General features: G+C 60.4%; 14 protein-coding genes. 8 read left to right on the top strand and 6 right to left on the bottom strand.

Annotated elements, in window-relative coordinates:
• Nucleotides 1-30: 30 nt before the first annotated feature.
• A complete protein-coding gene (locus VD17_RS04375) occupies nt 31-651 on the bottom strand; it encodes a LysE family translocator (RefSeq protein WP_046052835.1) in 621 nt (206 codons plus the stop codon).
• A 170-nt stretch (nt 652-821) separates the two neighbouring features.
• On the opposite strand from VD17_RS04375, the gene VD17_RS04370 reads away from it, so the two are divergent.
• On the top strand, nt 822-1406 hold the full coding sequence (locus VD17_RS04370) for a LysE family translocator (RefSeq protein ID WP_046052834.1): 585 nt from the start codon (nt 822-824) through the stop codon (nt 1404-1406).
• Here the strand turns inward: VD17_RS04370 and VD17_RS04365 are convergent.
• Both VD17_RS04365 and VD17_RS04360 read right to left on the bottom strand, forming a co-directional pair.
• Nucleotides 1403-2236: an AraC family transcriptional regulator gene (locus tag VD17_RS04365; protein WP_046052833.1), complete on the bottom strand. Its 834-nt coding sequence runs from the start codon at nt 2234-2236 to the stop codon at nt 1403-1405. The genes VD17_RS04370 and VD17_RS04365 overlap by 4 nt on opposite strands.
• Before the next feature lie 35 nt (nt 2237-2271).
• On the bottom strand, nt 2272-2775 hold the full coding sequence (locus VD17_RS04360) for a VOC family protein (protein ID WP_046052832.1): 504 nt from the start codon (nt 2773-2775) through the stop codon (nt 2272-2274).
• Nucleotides 2776-2956: 181 nt separating this feature from the next.
• On the opposite strand from VD17_RS04360, the gene VD17_RS04355 reads away from it, so the two are divergent.
• The gene (locus VD17_RS04355; protein WP_046052831.1) at nt 2957-4315 is read left to right on the top strand and encodes an XAC2610-related protein; all 1359 of its coding nucleotides are present in this window, start codon (nt 2957-2959) and stop codon (nt 4313-4315) included.
• A 76-nt stretch (nt 4316-4391) separates the two neighbouring features.
• On the opposite strand, the gene VD17_RS04350 is transcribed toward VD17_RS04355, so the two are convergent.
• Nucleotides 4392-5312, bottom strand: a complete 921-nt coding sequence (locus VD17_RS04350) for a LysR family transcriptional regulator (RefSeq protein WP_046052852.1) — start codon at nt 5310-5312, stop codon at nt 4392-4394.
• Nucleotides 5313-5426: 114 nt separating this feature from the next.
• On the opposite strand from VD17_RS04350, the gene VD17_RS04345 reads away from it, so the two are divergent.
• The 5 genes from VD17_RS04345 to VD17_RS04325 all read left to right on the top strand — a co-directional run bounded on the left by VD17_RS04345 (nt 5427) and on the right by VD17_RS04325 (nt 10541).
• On the top strand, nt 5427-6272 hold the full coding sequence (locus tag VD17_RS04345) for an oxidoreductase (RefSeq protein WP_046052830.1): 846 nt from the start codon (nt 5427-5429) through the stop codon (nt 6270-6272).
• 365 nt (nt 6273-6637) lie between these two features.
• Complete coding sequence (locus VD17_RS04340) at nt 6638-7093, top strand: (2Fe-2S)-binding protein (RefSeq protein ID WP_046052829.1); 456 nt, start codon at nt 6638-6640, stop codon at nt 7091-7093.
• 25 nt (nt 7094-7118) lie between these two features.
• A complete protein-coding gene (locus VD17_RS04335) occupies nt 7119-9287 on the top strand; it encodes a xanthine dehydrogenase family protein molybdopterin-binding subunit (RefSeq protein ID WP_046052828.1) in 2169 nt (722 codons plus the stop codon).
• 1 nt (nt 9288) lies between these two features.
• On the top strand, nt 9289-9867 hold the full coding sequence (locus tag VD17_RS04330; RefSeq protein WP_046052827.1) for a hypothetical protein: 579 nt from the start codon (nt 9289-9291) through the stop codon (nt 9865-9867).
• 74 nt (nt 9868-9941) lie between these two features.
• Nucleotides 9942-10541: a GGDEF domain-containing protein gene (locus VD17_RS04325; RefSeq protein ID WP_046052826.1), complete on the top strand. Its 600-nt coding sequence runs from the start codon at nt 9942-9944 to the stop codon at nt 10539-10541.
• Here the strand turns inward: VD17_RS04325 and VD17_RS04320 are convergent.
• Both VD17_RS04320 and VD17_RS04315 read right to left on the bottom strand, forming a co-directional pair.
• Entirely contained in the window at nt 10488-11765 is a 1278-nt protein-coding gene (locus VD17_RS04320; RefSeq protein ID WP_046052825.1) for an amidase, read from the bottom strand. The genes VD17_RS04325 and VD17_RS04320 overlap by 54 nt on opposite strands.
• Complete coding sequence (locus VD17_RS04315) at nt 11762-12187, bottom strand: VOC family protein (protein WP_046052824.1); 426 nt, start codon at nt 12185-12187, stop codon at nt 11762-11764. Before VD17_RS04315 ends, VD17_RS04320 begins: the two co-directional genes overlap by 4 nt.
• Before the next feature lie 111 nt (nt 12188-12298).
• On the opposite strand from VD17_RS04315, the gene VD17_RS04310 reads away from it, so the two are divergent.
• Entirely contained in the window at nt 12299-13165 is an 867-nt protein-coding gene (locus VD17_RS04310; RefSeq protein ID WP_046052823.1) for a LysR family transcriptional regulator, read from the top strand.
• The last annotated feature ends 174 nt before the right edge of the window (nt 13166-13339 follow it).

The following is a 13339-nucleotide window of genomic DNA, read 5'->3' as shown; positions in this document are numbered from 1 at the left end:
TGTGCCTCTCCCACAGTTTAGAGATGGGGTTCAAGCCCGCCGCGCCATCAGCAACACCGAAGCCGCCGCCGACAACAATCCCGCGCAGCAACGATTGAATAGCCGCTTGCCCCGGGGTTCGGCGAACCAGCGGCGCATGTGCAGGCCCATGTAGGCGTAGGCGCCGATGGCGATCCATTCCAGGACCAGGAACAACGCGCCCAACACGGCGAATTGCGGCGATACGGCTTGGGTCGAGTCGACGAACTGGGGCAGGAACGCGGTGAAGATCAGGATCGCTTTCGGATTGCCGGCCGCCACCAGGAACTCCTGCCGCGCCAACGCCAGCATTCCCACCGGCGCGCCCGCCACCGCGTTTTCCGCCCCGGGATCGGCGCGCCACAATTGCCAGGCGAGGTAAAGCAGATACGCCGCCCCCAGAATCTTGATCCCGTAGAACAACAATTCCGACGTTTGCAGCACCACCGCCAGCCCCGCCGACGCGAGGGCGATCATGCCGGCGAACGCGAGCAGCCGACCGATCCCGGCGACACAGGCGATGCGATAGCCGTAGCGGGTCGAATTGCTGACCGACAACAAGTTGTTCGGCCCGGGTGCCATGTTCAGGGCGAAGCAGGCCGGTAGAAACAAGGTGAGGGTGGCGAGGTCCATGACGGGGCTCCAAAAGCAGGAGCGGTATTTTTATCACAGGCGTGGGGTGGCTTGACCCATACAGTGGTGGACGTTGGTCGCGGTACAGGTGAGGGGTGTTTTGTTCAATACAGCCATCAGATCGCTCTTTACCTTGAGGCCTCGTTCAACTGAATTGAAGAAGGTCTGTGATGAGTCTGATTATCTCGATGGCGGCGTTTGCATTGGTGGCCTCGATAACCCCAGGGCCGGTGAATATCGTGGCGTTGAGTTCCGGCGCGCAGTTTGGTTTTCGCGCCAGTCAACGGCATGTAGCCGGGGCGACGTTGGGTTTCGTTCTGTTGTTGGTGTTGATGGGATTAGGGCTGCATGAGGTGTTGCAGCGATGGCCGGCGCTGACGCAGGTGGTGCAATGGGCGGGTGTGGCGTTCCTGTTGTACATGGCCTTCAAGTTAGCCGCCGACAATGGGCATCTGGATGCGAAGGAGTCAGGCCGTGCGCCGTCGATGTTGTATGGCGCGGTTATGCAGTGGCTCAACCCGAAAGCCTGGCTGGCTTGCGTGGCCGGCATGGGCGCGTTTGTGGCGGATGGCGAGGCGCGGCTGGTCTGGCAGTTTGCGGCGGTGTATCTGGTGATTTGCTACCTGTCTGTCGGCTGCTGGGCTTATGCCGGGACGTTTCTACGTGGCTATCTGAGTAACCCGGCGGGCATGCGCCTGTTCAATCGGAGCATGGCGTTGTTGCTGGCGGCGAGCGCAATGTACCTGTTGTTTTAGCCGCGATACTGCCCCGGTGTCGCTGCCAGATGTTGCTTGAACGCTCGCTGAAAATGCGCCTGATCGGCAAACCCGGCTTCGAGCGCCACATCGGCGATCAGCTTGCCGCTGCGCAGCTGATCGCGGGCGAACTGGATGCGCCGGTTGACCAGAAAGGCGTGGGGCGTCATGCCGTAATGCTGCTTGAACGCACGGATCAAGTAAGACGGTGATAGCTGGGCCGCCTCGCAAATGTCTTCGAGCTTGAGCAGGTGCGTGCAGTGGTCGCGGATGTAATCGGCCGCCCGTTCCAGTTTGAAATTGGGCTCGCGCAACGGTTGATCGATCGGATTGAGCCGCTGCTGTACGTCGGTGAAAAACTCCACGGCCGCGCTTTGCTTGCGCAACACGTCTTGCTGCGCATCGACCAGCACGTCGTACAAACCCTTCAGGCCGGCGAACAGCTCGCTGTCGTGCGTGTGGGTGATGGAAAACCGGCGAAACGCCAGGTCCTGGCTGAAACCGAGCTGGTGCTGCAAATCGGTCAGCCAGGGTGTCTCGACGTACAGCATCAGGTACGACCACGGTTGGTCATCGATGGGATTGCAGGCGTGGACATCACCGGGATTCATCAGCACCACGGTGCCGGCACTGACCTGGAATTCCGATTGCTCGTGGAGGTAGGTACTGCTCCCGGCCGTGATCGCGCCGATGGAAAAGTGCTCGTGAGAATGCCGGGTGTAACAGACCTCGCGGCCGTCGGCGATGGAGCGGGCTTCGATGAAGGGCAGGGCGTCGTCGCGCCAGAAGCGCGGGGCTTTGTCAGCGTCTTTGGCAACGGCGGGCTTCATGGTCAGCGTCCTCGGCAGGTCAGCCTCGAAGTGTATTAGCTCTCGCCGTCAAAGGCTCGTTGCAGTGCAGCGATATCGAGTTTTTTCATCTGCAACATTGCCGTCATGGCGCGTTGTGATTTCGCCGTGTCGGGGTCTTTCATCATGTCCATCAGGGCCACCGGCACGATCTGCCAGGACACGCCGAATTTGTCCTTGAGCCAGCCGCATTGCTGGGCCTCAGTGGGTCCGCCCGCGGACAGGCGCCCCCAGAAGTGGTCGACTTCTTCCTGAGTATGGCAATTGACTTGAAATGAAACCGCTTCATTGAACGTGAAAACGGGACCACCGTTGAGGCCGGTAAAACTCTGCCCGTCCAGTTCGAAGCTGACCGTCATCACCGAGCCTTCGGGCCTGCCGTGGATCTCCTGACCGGCCTTGCCGTAGTAGGTAGTGGCGGTGATTTTCGAATGATCGAAGATTGCACAGTAGAACTTTGCGGCCTCCTCGGCGTGATCGTCGAACCACAGGCAGGGCGTGAGTTTTTGTACGCGGTGCATGGTGTCGCTCCTCTACGGATTTCTCAGGCTGGACTTTCAGCGTAGTCAGCCTCGGGTCGTCTGGCCGTACCGTAGATCGACAAGTTGAAAGAGTTTCCTTTGGCGACGGAATCAACAATGTCGGCATGCCCCGATAACCGCTAGACTGCGGACCTGGTTTGCCGCAAGGACGCACTGCATCATGGTTATTCCTCGTTTGTTGGCTGTTTCCGGTCTGCTGGCCGCCGCTGCGGTGAGCGCCGAACCGCATACGTATCACCTCACGGACCCCGCGAAGAAATACGTCATTGACGTGCTGTTTGCCCAGCCGCCCACCCAGACTTTCGACGGCGCTCCCGCGCTGATTACGTTGCGCAAAAGGGCCGGCGGGCAGGTGCTTCAGCGCATCGAATCAGCCGAAGCGTTCGCCTTGTTCAAGCCAGGCCGCAAAGCTTCGGAGTTCGACCGCAACCTTGCGTATGCCGATCAGAGTCTGCTGTTGTTCCGCGATTTCAATTTCGACGGGCAGCAAGATCTTGCCGTACGCAATGGCAATGACGCGGGCTATGGCGGTCCTTCCTACGACATCTACCTGTTCGATCCCGAACGCCCGACGCTCGTGTTGAGCAAGCCTTTTTCCGCACTGACCCGTGACGCAAATCTGGGCATGTTCGAGATCGACCCGGTCACCAAAACCTTGCACACGCAGTCCAAAAGCGGTTGCTGTTGGCGTCAGAGCGCAACCTGGCAAATTCAGGACAATCGGCCTGTGAAGGTGGCCGAGAAAATAGAGGTGGTGCAAAAGCCGTCGCAAGCCAACCCGTTCATGCCTTCTGGCTATGTGGACGTTACCGATCGTGAATTGAATTCCGGCCAGTGGACGGAGCATCGTCGCCTCGAGGGGCCCTTCGGTGAAGCGCCCGTCATGTTGCGCGGCACCCTGGATAACAAGATCCCCGTTGAGCTGTGGTGGCAACTTCAGGGTGATGTCTATGTTGGCGAAGTTCGCTACAGCAAGACCGGCAGCGGTAAACCGATCCGGCTGGTGGGCAATACCTACGAGGATGGCGGTATTGTTCTGCGTGAACTGGACGACGACGGTCAGATGATCGGCAACTGGTTCGTCGAAGGCACGCCGAACGAGCAGGGCCGCCAGACCGGCACGTGGATCAACGGCTCTCGTCAATTAAGCATCGATGTGCGGCCGACCGCGTTCAAGGTCGCCGCGCAAAAACTTGAGCGGGTAGCGGACAGTCAGCGAGAAGGGCGCTACCTCGTGAACAATGTCCAGGATCGGCGTGTCGGCGAATTGACCCTCAAAGTATTGCCGGGGATCGACAACGGCCCCGAGATGGCGGACATCAACCTGAGCATTTTTCAGCTCAAGGATCCACCCGTTGAAGTCCATCATCAGTACCCATTGCTCGCCGGCAACCTCGTCATCGCACTGGACCCGCAGGGCGATCCGCTGTTTCGCCTGCAGTTGCTCAACGGCGCCGCAGAAGTGACAGGTTTTGGCGAGTATCAGAAGTACAGCGCGGCTTACGTGAAACAACCTTGATGCAGTGTGATGCGTCTTCTGGCGCGGCATCGGCTGGGCAAAGGACTGGTCGATGCCGTGGCCTGACGGCGACGGTTCAGCGACGGCCCAGGCCTCCTTTTTCAGCAATCCACCGGGTGGCCAAATCAATAAAGGCCCGCAGTTTCGGCTGCGTCTGGGTGCGGCTGGGGAAGTACAGGTACAACGCCGAGCTGAGTGGCACGAAGGGTTGCAGTACCCGCTCCAGGCGTCCATCCGCCAACTCGTCGGCAATCTCCAGATCACAGGCGTAGGCCAGGCCTGAACCGCTGCGTGCGGCCGCCACCAACAACCTGCGGTCGTTGACGATCACGCCGCCCTCGACGCCCACGGTGAAGTCCCGATCCTCGCGGCGAAACTCCCAGCGATGCGCGCTGCCGGAGGTCGAGAAGCGAAAGCCGATGCATTGATGCCGGGTCAGGTCTTCCGGGACGACCGGTTTGCCAGCCTTGGTGAAGTACGCCGGGGAGCCCACCACCGACCATTGCAGGTCAGGTGTCAGGCGTACCGCGATCATGTCTTTTTCAATCGACTCTCCCAGACGAATCCCGGCATCGAAACCGCCGGCCATCAGGTCGACCGTGGCGTCGTCCAGGGAAATATCGAGAGTGACTTGCGGGTAGGCCTCGCGGAACAGCGGAATCAGCGGCTCCATTAATAAAGCCCCGGACAATCGCGGTGCCGTGAGTCGCAGTGTGCCCATGGGCTGATCGCGGAAACTGCTGAGCACCGCCAGCGCTTCATCGATTTCACTGGCCGCCGGACGCAAGCGGGCAAACAGACTGGCGCCGGCTTCGGTCAGCGCCACTCGGCGTGTGGTGCGCTGAAACAGCAGCACGCCGGTGCGGCGTTCCAGCAGTTTGATCGCATGGCTGACGGCGGTGGGCGTCACGGCTAGCCGAGTCGCGGCCAGGGTGAAGCTTTTGTGCTCGGCGACCGCGAGAAACTCGGTCAAACCATCAAACGGGTCGTGATTCATATCGGAGCCATTATGAAAGAGCGTTTCATAGTGCTTGTAACACGAGGGCATTTTTCCGACCAATGTTCCTGCGTACCTTGTGCTTACCCCAACTGCCTACAAGGATTCGCGATCATGACCACCAACCAAAACTTCAAACGTGTCTGGCTCATCACTGGTGCTTCTCGCGGTATCGGCGCGAAGATCGCTGCCGCCGCGCTGGCCAATGGTGACGCCGTGGTCGCCACCGCCCGTGACGCCAGCAGCATCACTCAGCGTTTTGGCGAACAGCCAGGCTTGCTGGCCGCCACCCTTGATGTGACCAACGAAGCCCAAGGCATCGCAGTCGCCAAGAAGGCCATCGACCACTTCGGGCGCATCGACGTGCTGGTCAACAACGCCGGCTTCGGCGTGCTCGGTGCGGTGGAAGAGGCCAGCGCCGATGAAGTGCGACGCGTGTACGAAACCAACGTCTTCGGCTTGCTGAATGTCACACGCGCCGTTCTGCCGCACATGCGCGCGGCTCGCCGTGGACATGTGATCAATCTCTCATCGGTGGGCGGCTACAGGTCGGGGCCGGGCTTCGGTGTCTATTGCTCCACTAAATTTGCCGTCGAAGGCTTGAGCGAGGCGCTGCACGCCGAGCTGGCACCGCTGGGCATCAATGTGACCATTGTCGAGCCGGGCTATTTCCGTACCGAATTCCTCGAAGGCAATTCGCTGGTCGAATCCCCGGCTTCGATTGCCGACTACCGCAGTACGGCGGGTGAGGTGCGCAAAATGGCCAAGGCCGTGACCCTGAATCAGCCTGGCGATCCGGACAAGCTCGCCCAGGCCATGATCACCCTGGTAGAAGCGGAAAAAGCCCCGCTGCGCTTACCGCTGGGCAGCGACTGTGTCGCAGCGATCGAAGCCAAGAACGCCTTCGTCGCCGATGAGTTGCAGACGTGGCGTGAGCTGTCGGTGTCCACCGACTTCTAAGCCCCCACCGCAGGAAAAAGGCCGCCCATTGAGGCTAATGCTGTTTGCATAACACAATCTTCAGGCGAGCAAGAAACCTGTGGCGAGGGGATTTATCCCCGTTCGGCTGCGAAGCAGTCGTAAATCCGCGAGTCTCAGTCTGCTTGAATGGACGCTGGGGCCCGCTTCGCGACCCAACGGGGATAAATCCCCTCGCCACAAATGTTGGGCCCGCGCCGAAGTGAACAGCGTTAGCCGATTGAGGCGGCTTTGTGTGACCGGTGGTCGATGAACCTGTCTCGCCCGGCAATTTGCGCTTAGCTGTAGGGATAACCCGAGGTTCCCGAGAGCCCTTTCAGAACACCGTGAGTCTGAGGACATTCGCAATGCTGACCCTCAACATCAATGGCAAGGACCAGGCGCTGGATGTCCCCGCAGACATGCCGCTGCTGTGGGTCCTGCGCGATGTCGCGCACCTGACCGGCACCAAATTCGGTTGCGGCATCGCCCAGTGTGGGGCCTGCACCGTGCACGTCGACGGCGCGCCGCTGCGTTCCTGCATCACGCCCGCCACAGCGGTGGCCAACGGGCAAAAAATCCTCACCATCGAAGGCCTGTCTACCGACGGGTCGCACCCGGTGCAGCAAGCCTGGGCCGAACTCGATGTGGTGCAGTGCGGTTACTGCCAGTCCGGGCAGATCATGTCGGCCGCCGCGTTGCTGGCGAAAATCCCCAAGCCCACCGACAGCGACATCGATCAGGCGCTCTCCGGCAACATCTGCCGCTGCGGCACCTACCCAAGGATCCGTGCAGCGGTCAAACGCGCCGCCGAAATAGGTTGATGCCACGTTGACGGGAGTCCGCACAATGAACAGCCTCAATCCTCTGTCACGCCGCGGTTTCCTCAAGGGCAGCGCGGTGCTGGGCGGTGGTCTGGTGGTGGCGTTTGTCATCCCCGGTGGCCATCGCTTTGCCTTGGGTGCGGAGAATGAAGGAAACGTTTTCGCGCCCAATGCATTTTTACGGATCGGCAATGACAACAGCGTCACCATACTGCTCGGCCATTCGGAAATGGGTCAGGGCATCTGGACCGGCCTGACCATGTTGATCGCCGAAGAACTGGACGCCGACTGGTCGAAGATCCGCGTCGAACATGCACCGGCCTCGGCCGCCGAGTATGGTCTGGCCGGGTTTGGCGGGATGCAAATCACTGGCGGGTCCACCTCGACCTGGATGGAGTTTGACCGCTACCGTCGGGCCGGCGCAGCGGCGCGTTTGATGTTGATCGACGCGGCGGCCAAGCGCTTCAATGTCGCGCCCTCCGAAATTCGCACCGAATCGGGTGTAGTGATTGCCGGCGACCAACGCGCCACCTACGGCGAACTGGCCGATGACGCCGGAAAGCTGCCGGTACCGGATCCGGCGTCGATCAAGCTCAAGGAGTCCAAGGACTGGAAAATCATTGGCAAACCGACCAAGCGCCTGGACACCCCGGAAAAAATCACCGGCCGCGCCAAGTTCGGCATGGACGTGCAGTTCGACGGCCTGATGACCGCCATGGTCGCGCGCCCGCCGGTGTTCGGTGGCAGCGTTAAATCCTTCGAAGGCGCCGAAGCCCTGGCGATCCCGGGCGTGCACAAAGTGGTGCAGGTGCCCACCGGAGTGGCGGTGATTGCCGACCATTACTGGGCGGCGAAGCTGGGGCGCGATGCGTTGAAGGTCGATTGGGACTTGGGGCCAAACACCGGGCTCGACAGTCAGAAACTACTGGAAAGCTTCCGCAAACTCGCCGCCACCCCTGGTGCTTCGGCCAGTCAGGCCGGTGATGTCGCGGCGGGTCTGGGGAAAGCGGCGAAGACCATTGATGTCGAATACAGCGTGCCGTACCTGGCCCATGCGCCGATGGAACCGCTCAACTGCACCGTGAAAATTACCCAGGACAAATGCGAAATCTGGACCGGCACCCAGTTCCAGACGCTGGATCAGATGGTCGCCGGGAAAATCACCGGGCTCAAACCCGAGCAGGTGGAGATTCATACCGAGTTTCTGGGCGGTGGTTTCGGTCGCCGGGCCAATCCGACCTCGGACTTTGTTGCAGAAGCCGTGGAAGTCGCCAAGGCAGCGGGCGCGCCGGTGAAAACCGTCTGGTCCCGGGAGGATGACATTCGCGGTGGCTACTACCGCTCCGCGTTCCTCCATCAGGCCCGCATCGGCCTCGATGCTGGCGGCCTGCCGATCGCCTGGAAGCATGTGATGGTCGGGCAGTCGATCATGGCGGGCACGTCATTCGAGGCGACCATGGTCAAGAATGGCATCGACAAGACGTCTGTCGAAGGGGTTGCCGACAGTCCCTACCTTGAGGGGTTGGCGAATCACCAGGTCGATCTGCATTCGCCGCAAACCGGCATCCGCGTACTCTGGTTGCGTTCGGTAGGGCACACCCACACCGCGTTCGTGATGGAGTCGCTGATCGACGAACTGGCAGAGGCGGCCGGCAAGGACCCGGTCGAGTACCGACGAACCTTGCTCAAGGACCATCCACGGCATCTTGGCGTGCTGAACCTGGCCGTCGAGAAAGCCAACTGGAAGGCGCCACTGCCGGACGGCCATGCGTTGGGTGTCGCGGTGCATGAGTCTTTCGGCAGTTATGTTGCCCAGGTGGCCGAGGTGTCCCAGGACAACCTTACGATCCGCGTACACCGGGTGGTGTGTGCGGTGGATTGCGGCATTGCGGTCAACCCGATGAGCATTGCGGCGCAGATGGAATCGGCCATCACCTTCGGCCTCGGATTTACTTTGCACAGCAAACTGACCTTCAAGAACGGGCAGGTGGTGCAGTCCAATTACCACGACTATCAAGTGCTGAGGCTCAACGAAATGCCGGTGGTGGAAGTGCATATCGTGCCCAGCAGCGACAAACCCGGTGGCATCGGCGAGGCCGGTGTGCCGCCCACGGCGCCGGCTGTGGCCAACGCGGTGTTCGCCCTGACCGGTCAACGCTTGCGGGAACTGCCGCTGCAGCTGTCGGGAGTGTGAGATGAGACGACATCTGATTCTTGGCGCGGTGGTGTTGATCGGCCTGATCGCCTACGCCGAGCACGTGCTCGCTGACGATAAGGAGGCCATCAAGGCGTTCGATACCGTGCAAAAGGTCTTTCAGAGCCCGCGGTGCCAGAACTGCCATATCCCCGGCGATTCGCCGTTGCAATTCGACGCCGGGATTCCCCACGCAATGAACGTCGTGCGGGGCATGGACGGCAAGGGCGCGGCGGGTTTGCCCTGCGCTACCTGCCACGCCGAGAGTAATCCGCCAGCCAGTTACGGCGCTCACGCACCGCCAGGGGCGCCGCACTGGAGCCTGCCGCCAGCCGCGCACAAAATGGCCTGGATCGGTCTGCCGGCCGATAAATTGTGCGCAATGATCAAGGACCGTTCCAGCAACGGTGACCGCGATTTCGCCGCGCTGATCAAGCATGTCAGCGACGACAAATTGGTGCTTTGGGGCTGGAATCCAGGTCAGGGAAGGGCGCCGGTCCCGGTGCCGCACGACATTTTCGTCACCCAGTTCAAACGCTGGGCAGACGCGGGAGGGCCATGTCCGGTCGTGGGTAGTTGACCGGCGGTCTGTTAACAGGGAGTCAAACCGGGTATGGGCCACTCTAAGAAATATACCCGCCAATGGAGTGAGTAATGCTGATCCCAGGCAAACCGGTAAAACCAGGCGCGTGCGCCGACCCGTTGCGCACGCCACTGCAGGAGCGCGAGCTGCTGCGTGACTTGGCCCGCAAGGCCGAGGAGGAGTTGATGGGCGTGCAGATGGCGAGCATGGACGAGTTGACGCTGCTCTCCAACCGACACGGTTTTATAGCGCTGGCCCAACAAGGGCTGGATGTCTGCCTACAGCTGAAAAAGCCAGCGACGCTGCTGCTCTTCAATATTGATGACTTCAAGCACATCAACTATCTCTATGGTCGTGCCGAGGGCGACAATGCCCTGAAAACCTTCGCTGATGTGCTGCGAATAGCCTTTCGCGAGAGCGACGTGATCGGCCGGTTGGGCAGCGACAAATTCGTTGCGTTGCTGACCGGCTCAAGCGTTGTGGAGATTCCCGCGATCAGGGCGCGAATCGAAGAAATACTCGAAGAGCGCAATGCCACGGTGCATCGCGGTTATGACATCCACTTCAGTATCGATCAGATCGAGTTTCATCCTGCGCTCCACGAGACGGCAGAGGGCTTATTGACTGCGACCAGTGAGCAAATCGGCAGCGACCCGTTCGGCCACCCGTAGTAACGAACCGTCAGTTCTGAACCGGCCGATCATCTGTAAACCGATAGGCATCGATCCTTCAGCGCGAACCAGCGGGATATTCACCTGCGGCCAGCCGAACGCGCCCCAGAACTTGATGAAATCCGATGGCCCGGTGCTTTCCAGGCCCACGGGCGCGACCATCCCGCAGCAGGGGCCGAGCATGGCGTCGTAGGGCTGGCAGCATTCATTCAGGCGCGGTGCAAGCGCCGCCAACCGGGCCTTGGCAGCGGACTCTTGCTCCCAGGTTGTCGCCGCCGCCCGGTCGAACATTGCCAACGTCGAAGGGCTTAACAGTGCGCGGTGTTGCTGAAACTCCTTCGCCAGGGAACGGGCGCCTTCGCAATCGTTGATTAACAGGTGATCGTCGAATACCCCGGCAAATTCATCCGGCAGTTGCACGTCGTTGACCTGATGGCCGGCGCTGCGCAAGTGGTCCACGGCCTGTTCCAGGGCGTTGGCCACCTCGGGGTCGACCTGATCCCAGCGCGCTGTGCGATAGAAGCCCAATTGCAGAGGACGTGGTTCAACCTCGGGCACTGCAAAACCTGGAATCAACACCCGCGCCACCAAGTGCAGATCGCGCACCGAGCGGCCGTACCAGCCGACGGTGTCGAAGCTCGGCGCCAGCGGCTTTACGCCTTCCAGGGATACCAGTCCAAACGAAGGTTTGAACGCGAACAGCCCGCAATAGGACGCCGGTTTCAGCAGTGAACCGGCAGTCTGGGTGCCCAGCGCCACAGCAAAGAAATCCGCTGCCATCCCGGCCGCTGAACCGGCGCTTGAACTGCCCGGCGTGCGGTCCAGGTCATGCGGGTTGCGGGTCGGGCCAGTGTGCATATACGCAAATTCAGTGGTGTGGGTCTTGCCCATGATCAGCGCGCCGGCCTGACGGAGCAGGGTCACCACATGGGCATCCCGGGCAGGTTGATGGCCGGCATAGATGGGCGAGTTAAATTGCGTCGGATGGTCGGCACTGTCGAAGATATCCTTCACCCCCACCGGCACTCCGGCCAGCAAGCCACGACCGTCGTGCAACGCAGCATCGGTGCGTACTTTTCGGGCATCGAACGAGACAAAGGCCCGGATGTCCGGCTCCAGCGCCTGAATGCGTTCCAGGGCCGTTTCGGCGATGACGGCGGCGGTCGTCTCACCCTTGATCACGGACTGACTGAGGGTCGTGGCATCTGGGGCGGGGCGGATCATTTGGCGAACAACTGAGTGATGTCCTTGAACGCCTTGAACTCCAGCGCATTGCCGCAAGGGTCGAACAGAAACATCGTGGCTTGCTCGCCCACCAATCCCTGAAAGCGAATGCCCGGTTCGATGACGAATCGGGTGTCGAGGGCTTTCAAGCGTTCGGCAAGAGCCTCCCATTCGTTCATCCCCAACACCACACCAAAATGCGGCACCGGCACGTCATGACCGTCGACAGCGTTGGTGTGCGCGGCTTCTTGAGAGGCGTTTTTCGGCGCCAGGTGAATGACCAGCTGATGGCCGAAAAAATTGAAATCGACCCAATGATCGCTTGAGCGACCTTCTTCCAGGCCGAAGACTTCGCCATAAAAATTGCGCGCGGCCGTCAGGTCGTAGACCGGGATGGCCAAGTGAAAAGGGGAGAGTTGCATTGGATGTGCCTCGGCTTTCTGGATTCAGACTGAGTTTAGCCCTGTGCTTTTTGATTAAAAGACGATAATTTTTGCATCGAGATCAAATTATTTCGATTAATCGAGAACGCCATGCTGCGAGAACTGAAAACCTTCATTGCGGTGACGCGCTACGGCACTTTTGCCGCGGCGGGGATGCACATTGGCCTGACCCAGTCAGCCGTCAGCGCGCAGATTCGCAATCTGGAACAGGCCCTGGGTATTCGTTTGTTCGACCGCACTGGACGTCAAGCGCTGCTCAATGCGGCGGGCCAGCGGGCGTTACCGATGGCCAGGGAAATGCTCGAGACCTTCAGTCGCATGGCGGTCAGCGATGATGTCAGTGAGTATCGCGGCGAGTTGAAAATAGGCGCGGTGGCCACGGCCCAGACCGGACTGCTGCCCCAGGCATTGCTGCGATTGAGGCAACAGGCACCGTTGCTGGAACCGAAACTGGTGCCCGGCGTGTCGCTGAACCTGTTGAGTCAGGTGGACACCGGTGAGGTGGATCTGGCGATCCTGATCAAGCCACCGTTCGAGTTGCCCAAAGAACTGTCAGCGCAGGTCATCCGCAAGGAACCGTTTGTATTGATCGTACCGGCAGAACTTGAAGGCGATGAGCCGTTGCAGATCCTCGCGAGCCATCCGCACGTGCGTTACGACCGCAATTCGTTCGGTGGACGATTGGTGACGCGGTTTTTGCGCGAGCAGCAGATTGATGTGCAGGTGGCTTTGGAACTGGATGAGCTGGAAGCCATCGTGAAGATGGTTGAATGCGGGTTGGGGGTGTCGCTGCTTCCCGAGGCCGGGCTCTGGCTTGAGCATGGGGCGAAGGTTCGGATTATTCCGCTGGGGGCGTTGACGTTCTACCGCGAGATCGTCCTGTTGCAGCGCTATAGCCAGCGCACACAGCCGATCCAGCAGCTGTTTTCCAGCTGCCTGACACCGATCGATGGATAAACACAAAACTCTGTAGGAGTGAGCCTGCTCGCGAAAGCGTCGTGTCAGTCGACATTGATGCTGACTGATACACCGCTTTCGCGAGCAGGCTCGCTCCTACAGGGATTGCATTCACCGTGAAATCTCAGGCAATAAAAAACCCGCCTGAAGAGGCGGGTTTAATGAGATGGTCAG

Origin of the sequence: Pseudomonas fluorescens (assembly GCF_000968015.1) — a bacterium.
GTDB lineage: Bacteria > Pseudomonadota > Gammaproteobacteria > Pseudomonadales > Pseudomonadaceae > Aquipseudomonas > Aquipseudomonas fluorescens_W.
This window is presented reverse-complemented; position numbering and strand designations above follow the sequence as displayed.

What these genes read in the sequence shown, in the direction of transcription:
- VD17_RS04375 (WP_046052835.1), bottom strand. Translation starts at nt 651, where the DNA reads ATGGACCTCGCCACCCTCACCTTGTTTCTACCGGCCTGCTTCGCCCTG.
- VD17_RS04370 (WP_046052834.1), top strand. Translation starts at nt 822, where the DNA reads ATGAGTCTGATTATCTCGATGGCGGCGTTTGCATTGGTGGCCTCGATA.
- VD17_RS04365 (WP_046052833.1), bottom strand. Translation starts at nt 2,236, where the DNA reads ATGAAGCCCGCCGTTGCCAAAGACGCTGACAAAGCCCCGCGCTTCTGG.
- VD17_RS04360 (WP_046052832.1), bottom strand. Translation starts at nt 2,775, where the DNA reads ATGCACCGCGTACAAAAACTCACGCCCTGCCTGTGGTTCGACGATCAC.
- VD17_RS04355 (WP_046052831.1), top strand. Translation starts at nt 2,957, where the DNA reads ATGGTTATTCCTCGTTTGTTGGCTGTTTCCGGTCTGCTGGCCGCCGCT.
- VD17_RS04350 (WP_046052852.1), bottom strand. Translation starts at nt 5,312, where the DNA reads ATGAATCACGACCCGTTTGATGGTTTGACCGAGTTTCTCGCGGTCGCC.
- VD17_RS04345 (WP_046052830.1), top strand. Translation starts at nt 5,427, where the DNA reads ATGACCACCAACCAAAACTTCAAACGTGTCTGGCTCATCACTGGTGCT.
- VD17_RS04340 (WP_046052829.1), top strand. Translation starts at nt 6,638, where the DNA reads ATGCTGACCCTCAACATCAATGGCAAGGACCAGGCGCTGGATGTCCCC.
- VD17_RS04335 (WP_046052828.1), top strand. Translation starts at nt 7,119, where the DNA reads ATGAACAGCCTCAATCCTCTGTCACGCCGCGGTTTCCTCAAGGGCAGC.
- VD17_RS04330 (WP_046052827.1), top strand. Translation starts at nt 9,289, where the DNA reads ATGAGACGACATCTGATTCTTGGCGCGGTGGTGTTGATCGGCCTGATC.
- VD17_RS04325 (WP_046052826.1), top strand. Translation starts at nt 9,942, where the DNA reads ATGCTGATCCCAGGCAAACCGGTAAAACCAGGCGCGTGCGCCGACCCG.
- VD17_RS04320 (WP_046052825.1), bottom strand. Translation starts at nt 11,765, where the DNA reads ATGATCCGCCCCGCCCCAGATGCCACGACCCTCAGTCAGTCCGTGATC.
- VD17_RS04315 (WP_046052824.1), bottom strand. Translation starts at nt 12,187, where the DNA reads ATGCAACTCTCCCCTTTTCACTTGGCCATCCCGGTCTACGACCTGACG.
- VD17_RS04310 (WP_046052823.1), top strand. Translation starts at nt 12,299, where the DNA reads ATGCTGCGAGAACTGAAAACCTTCATTGCGGTGACGCGCTACGGCACT.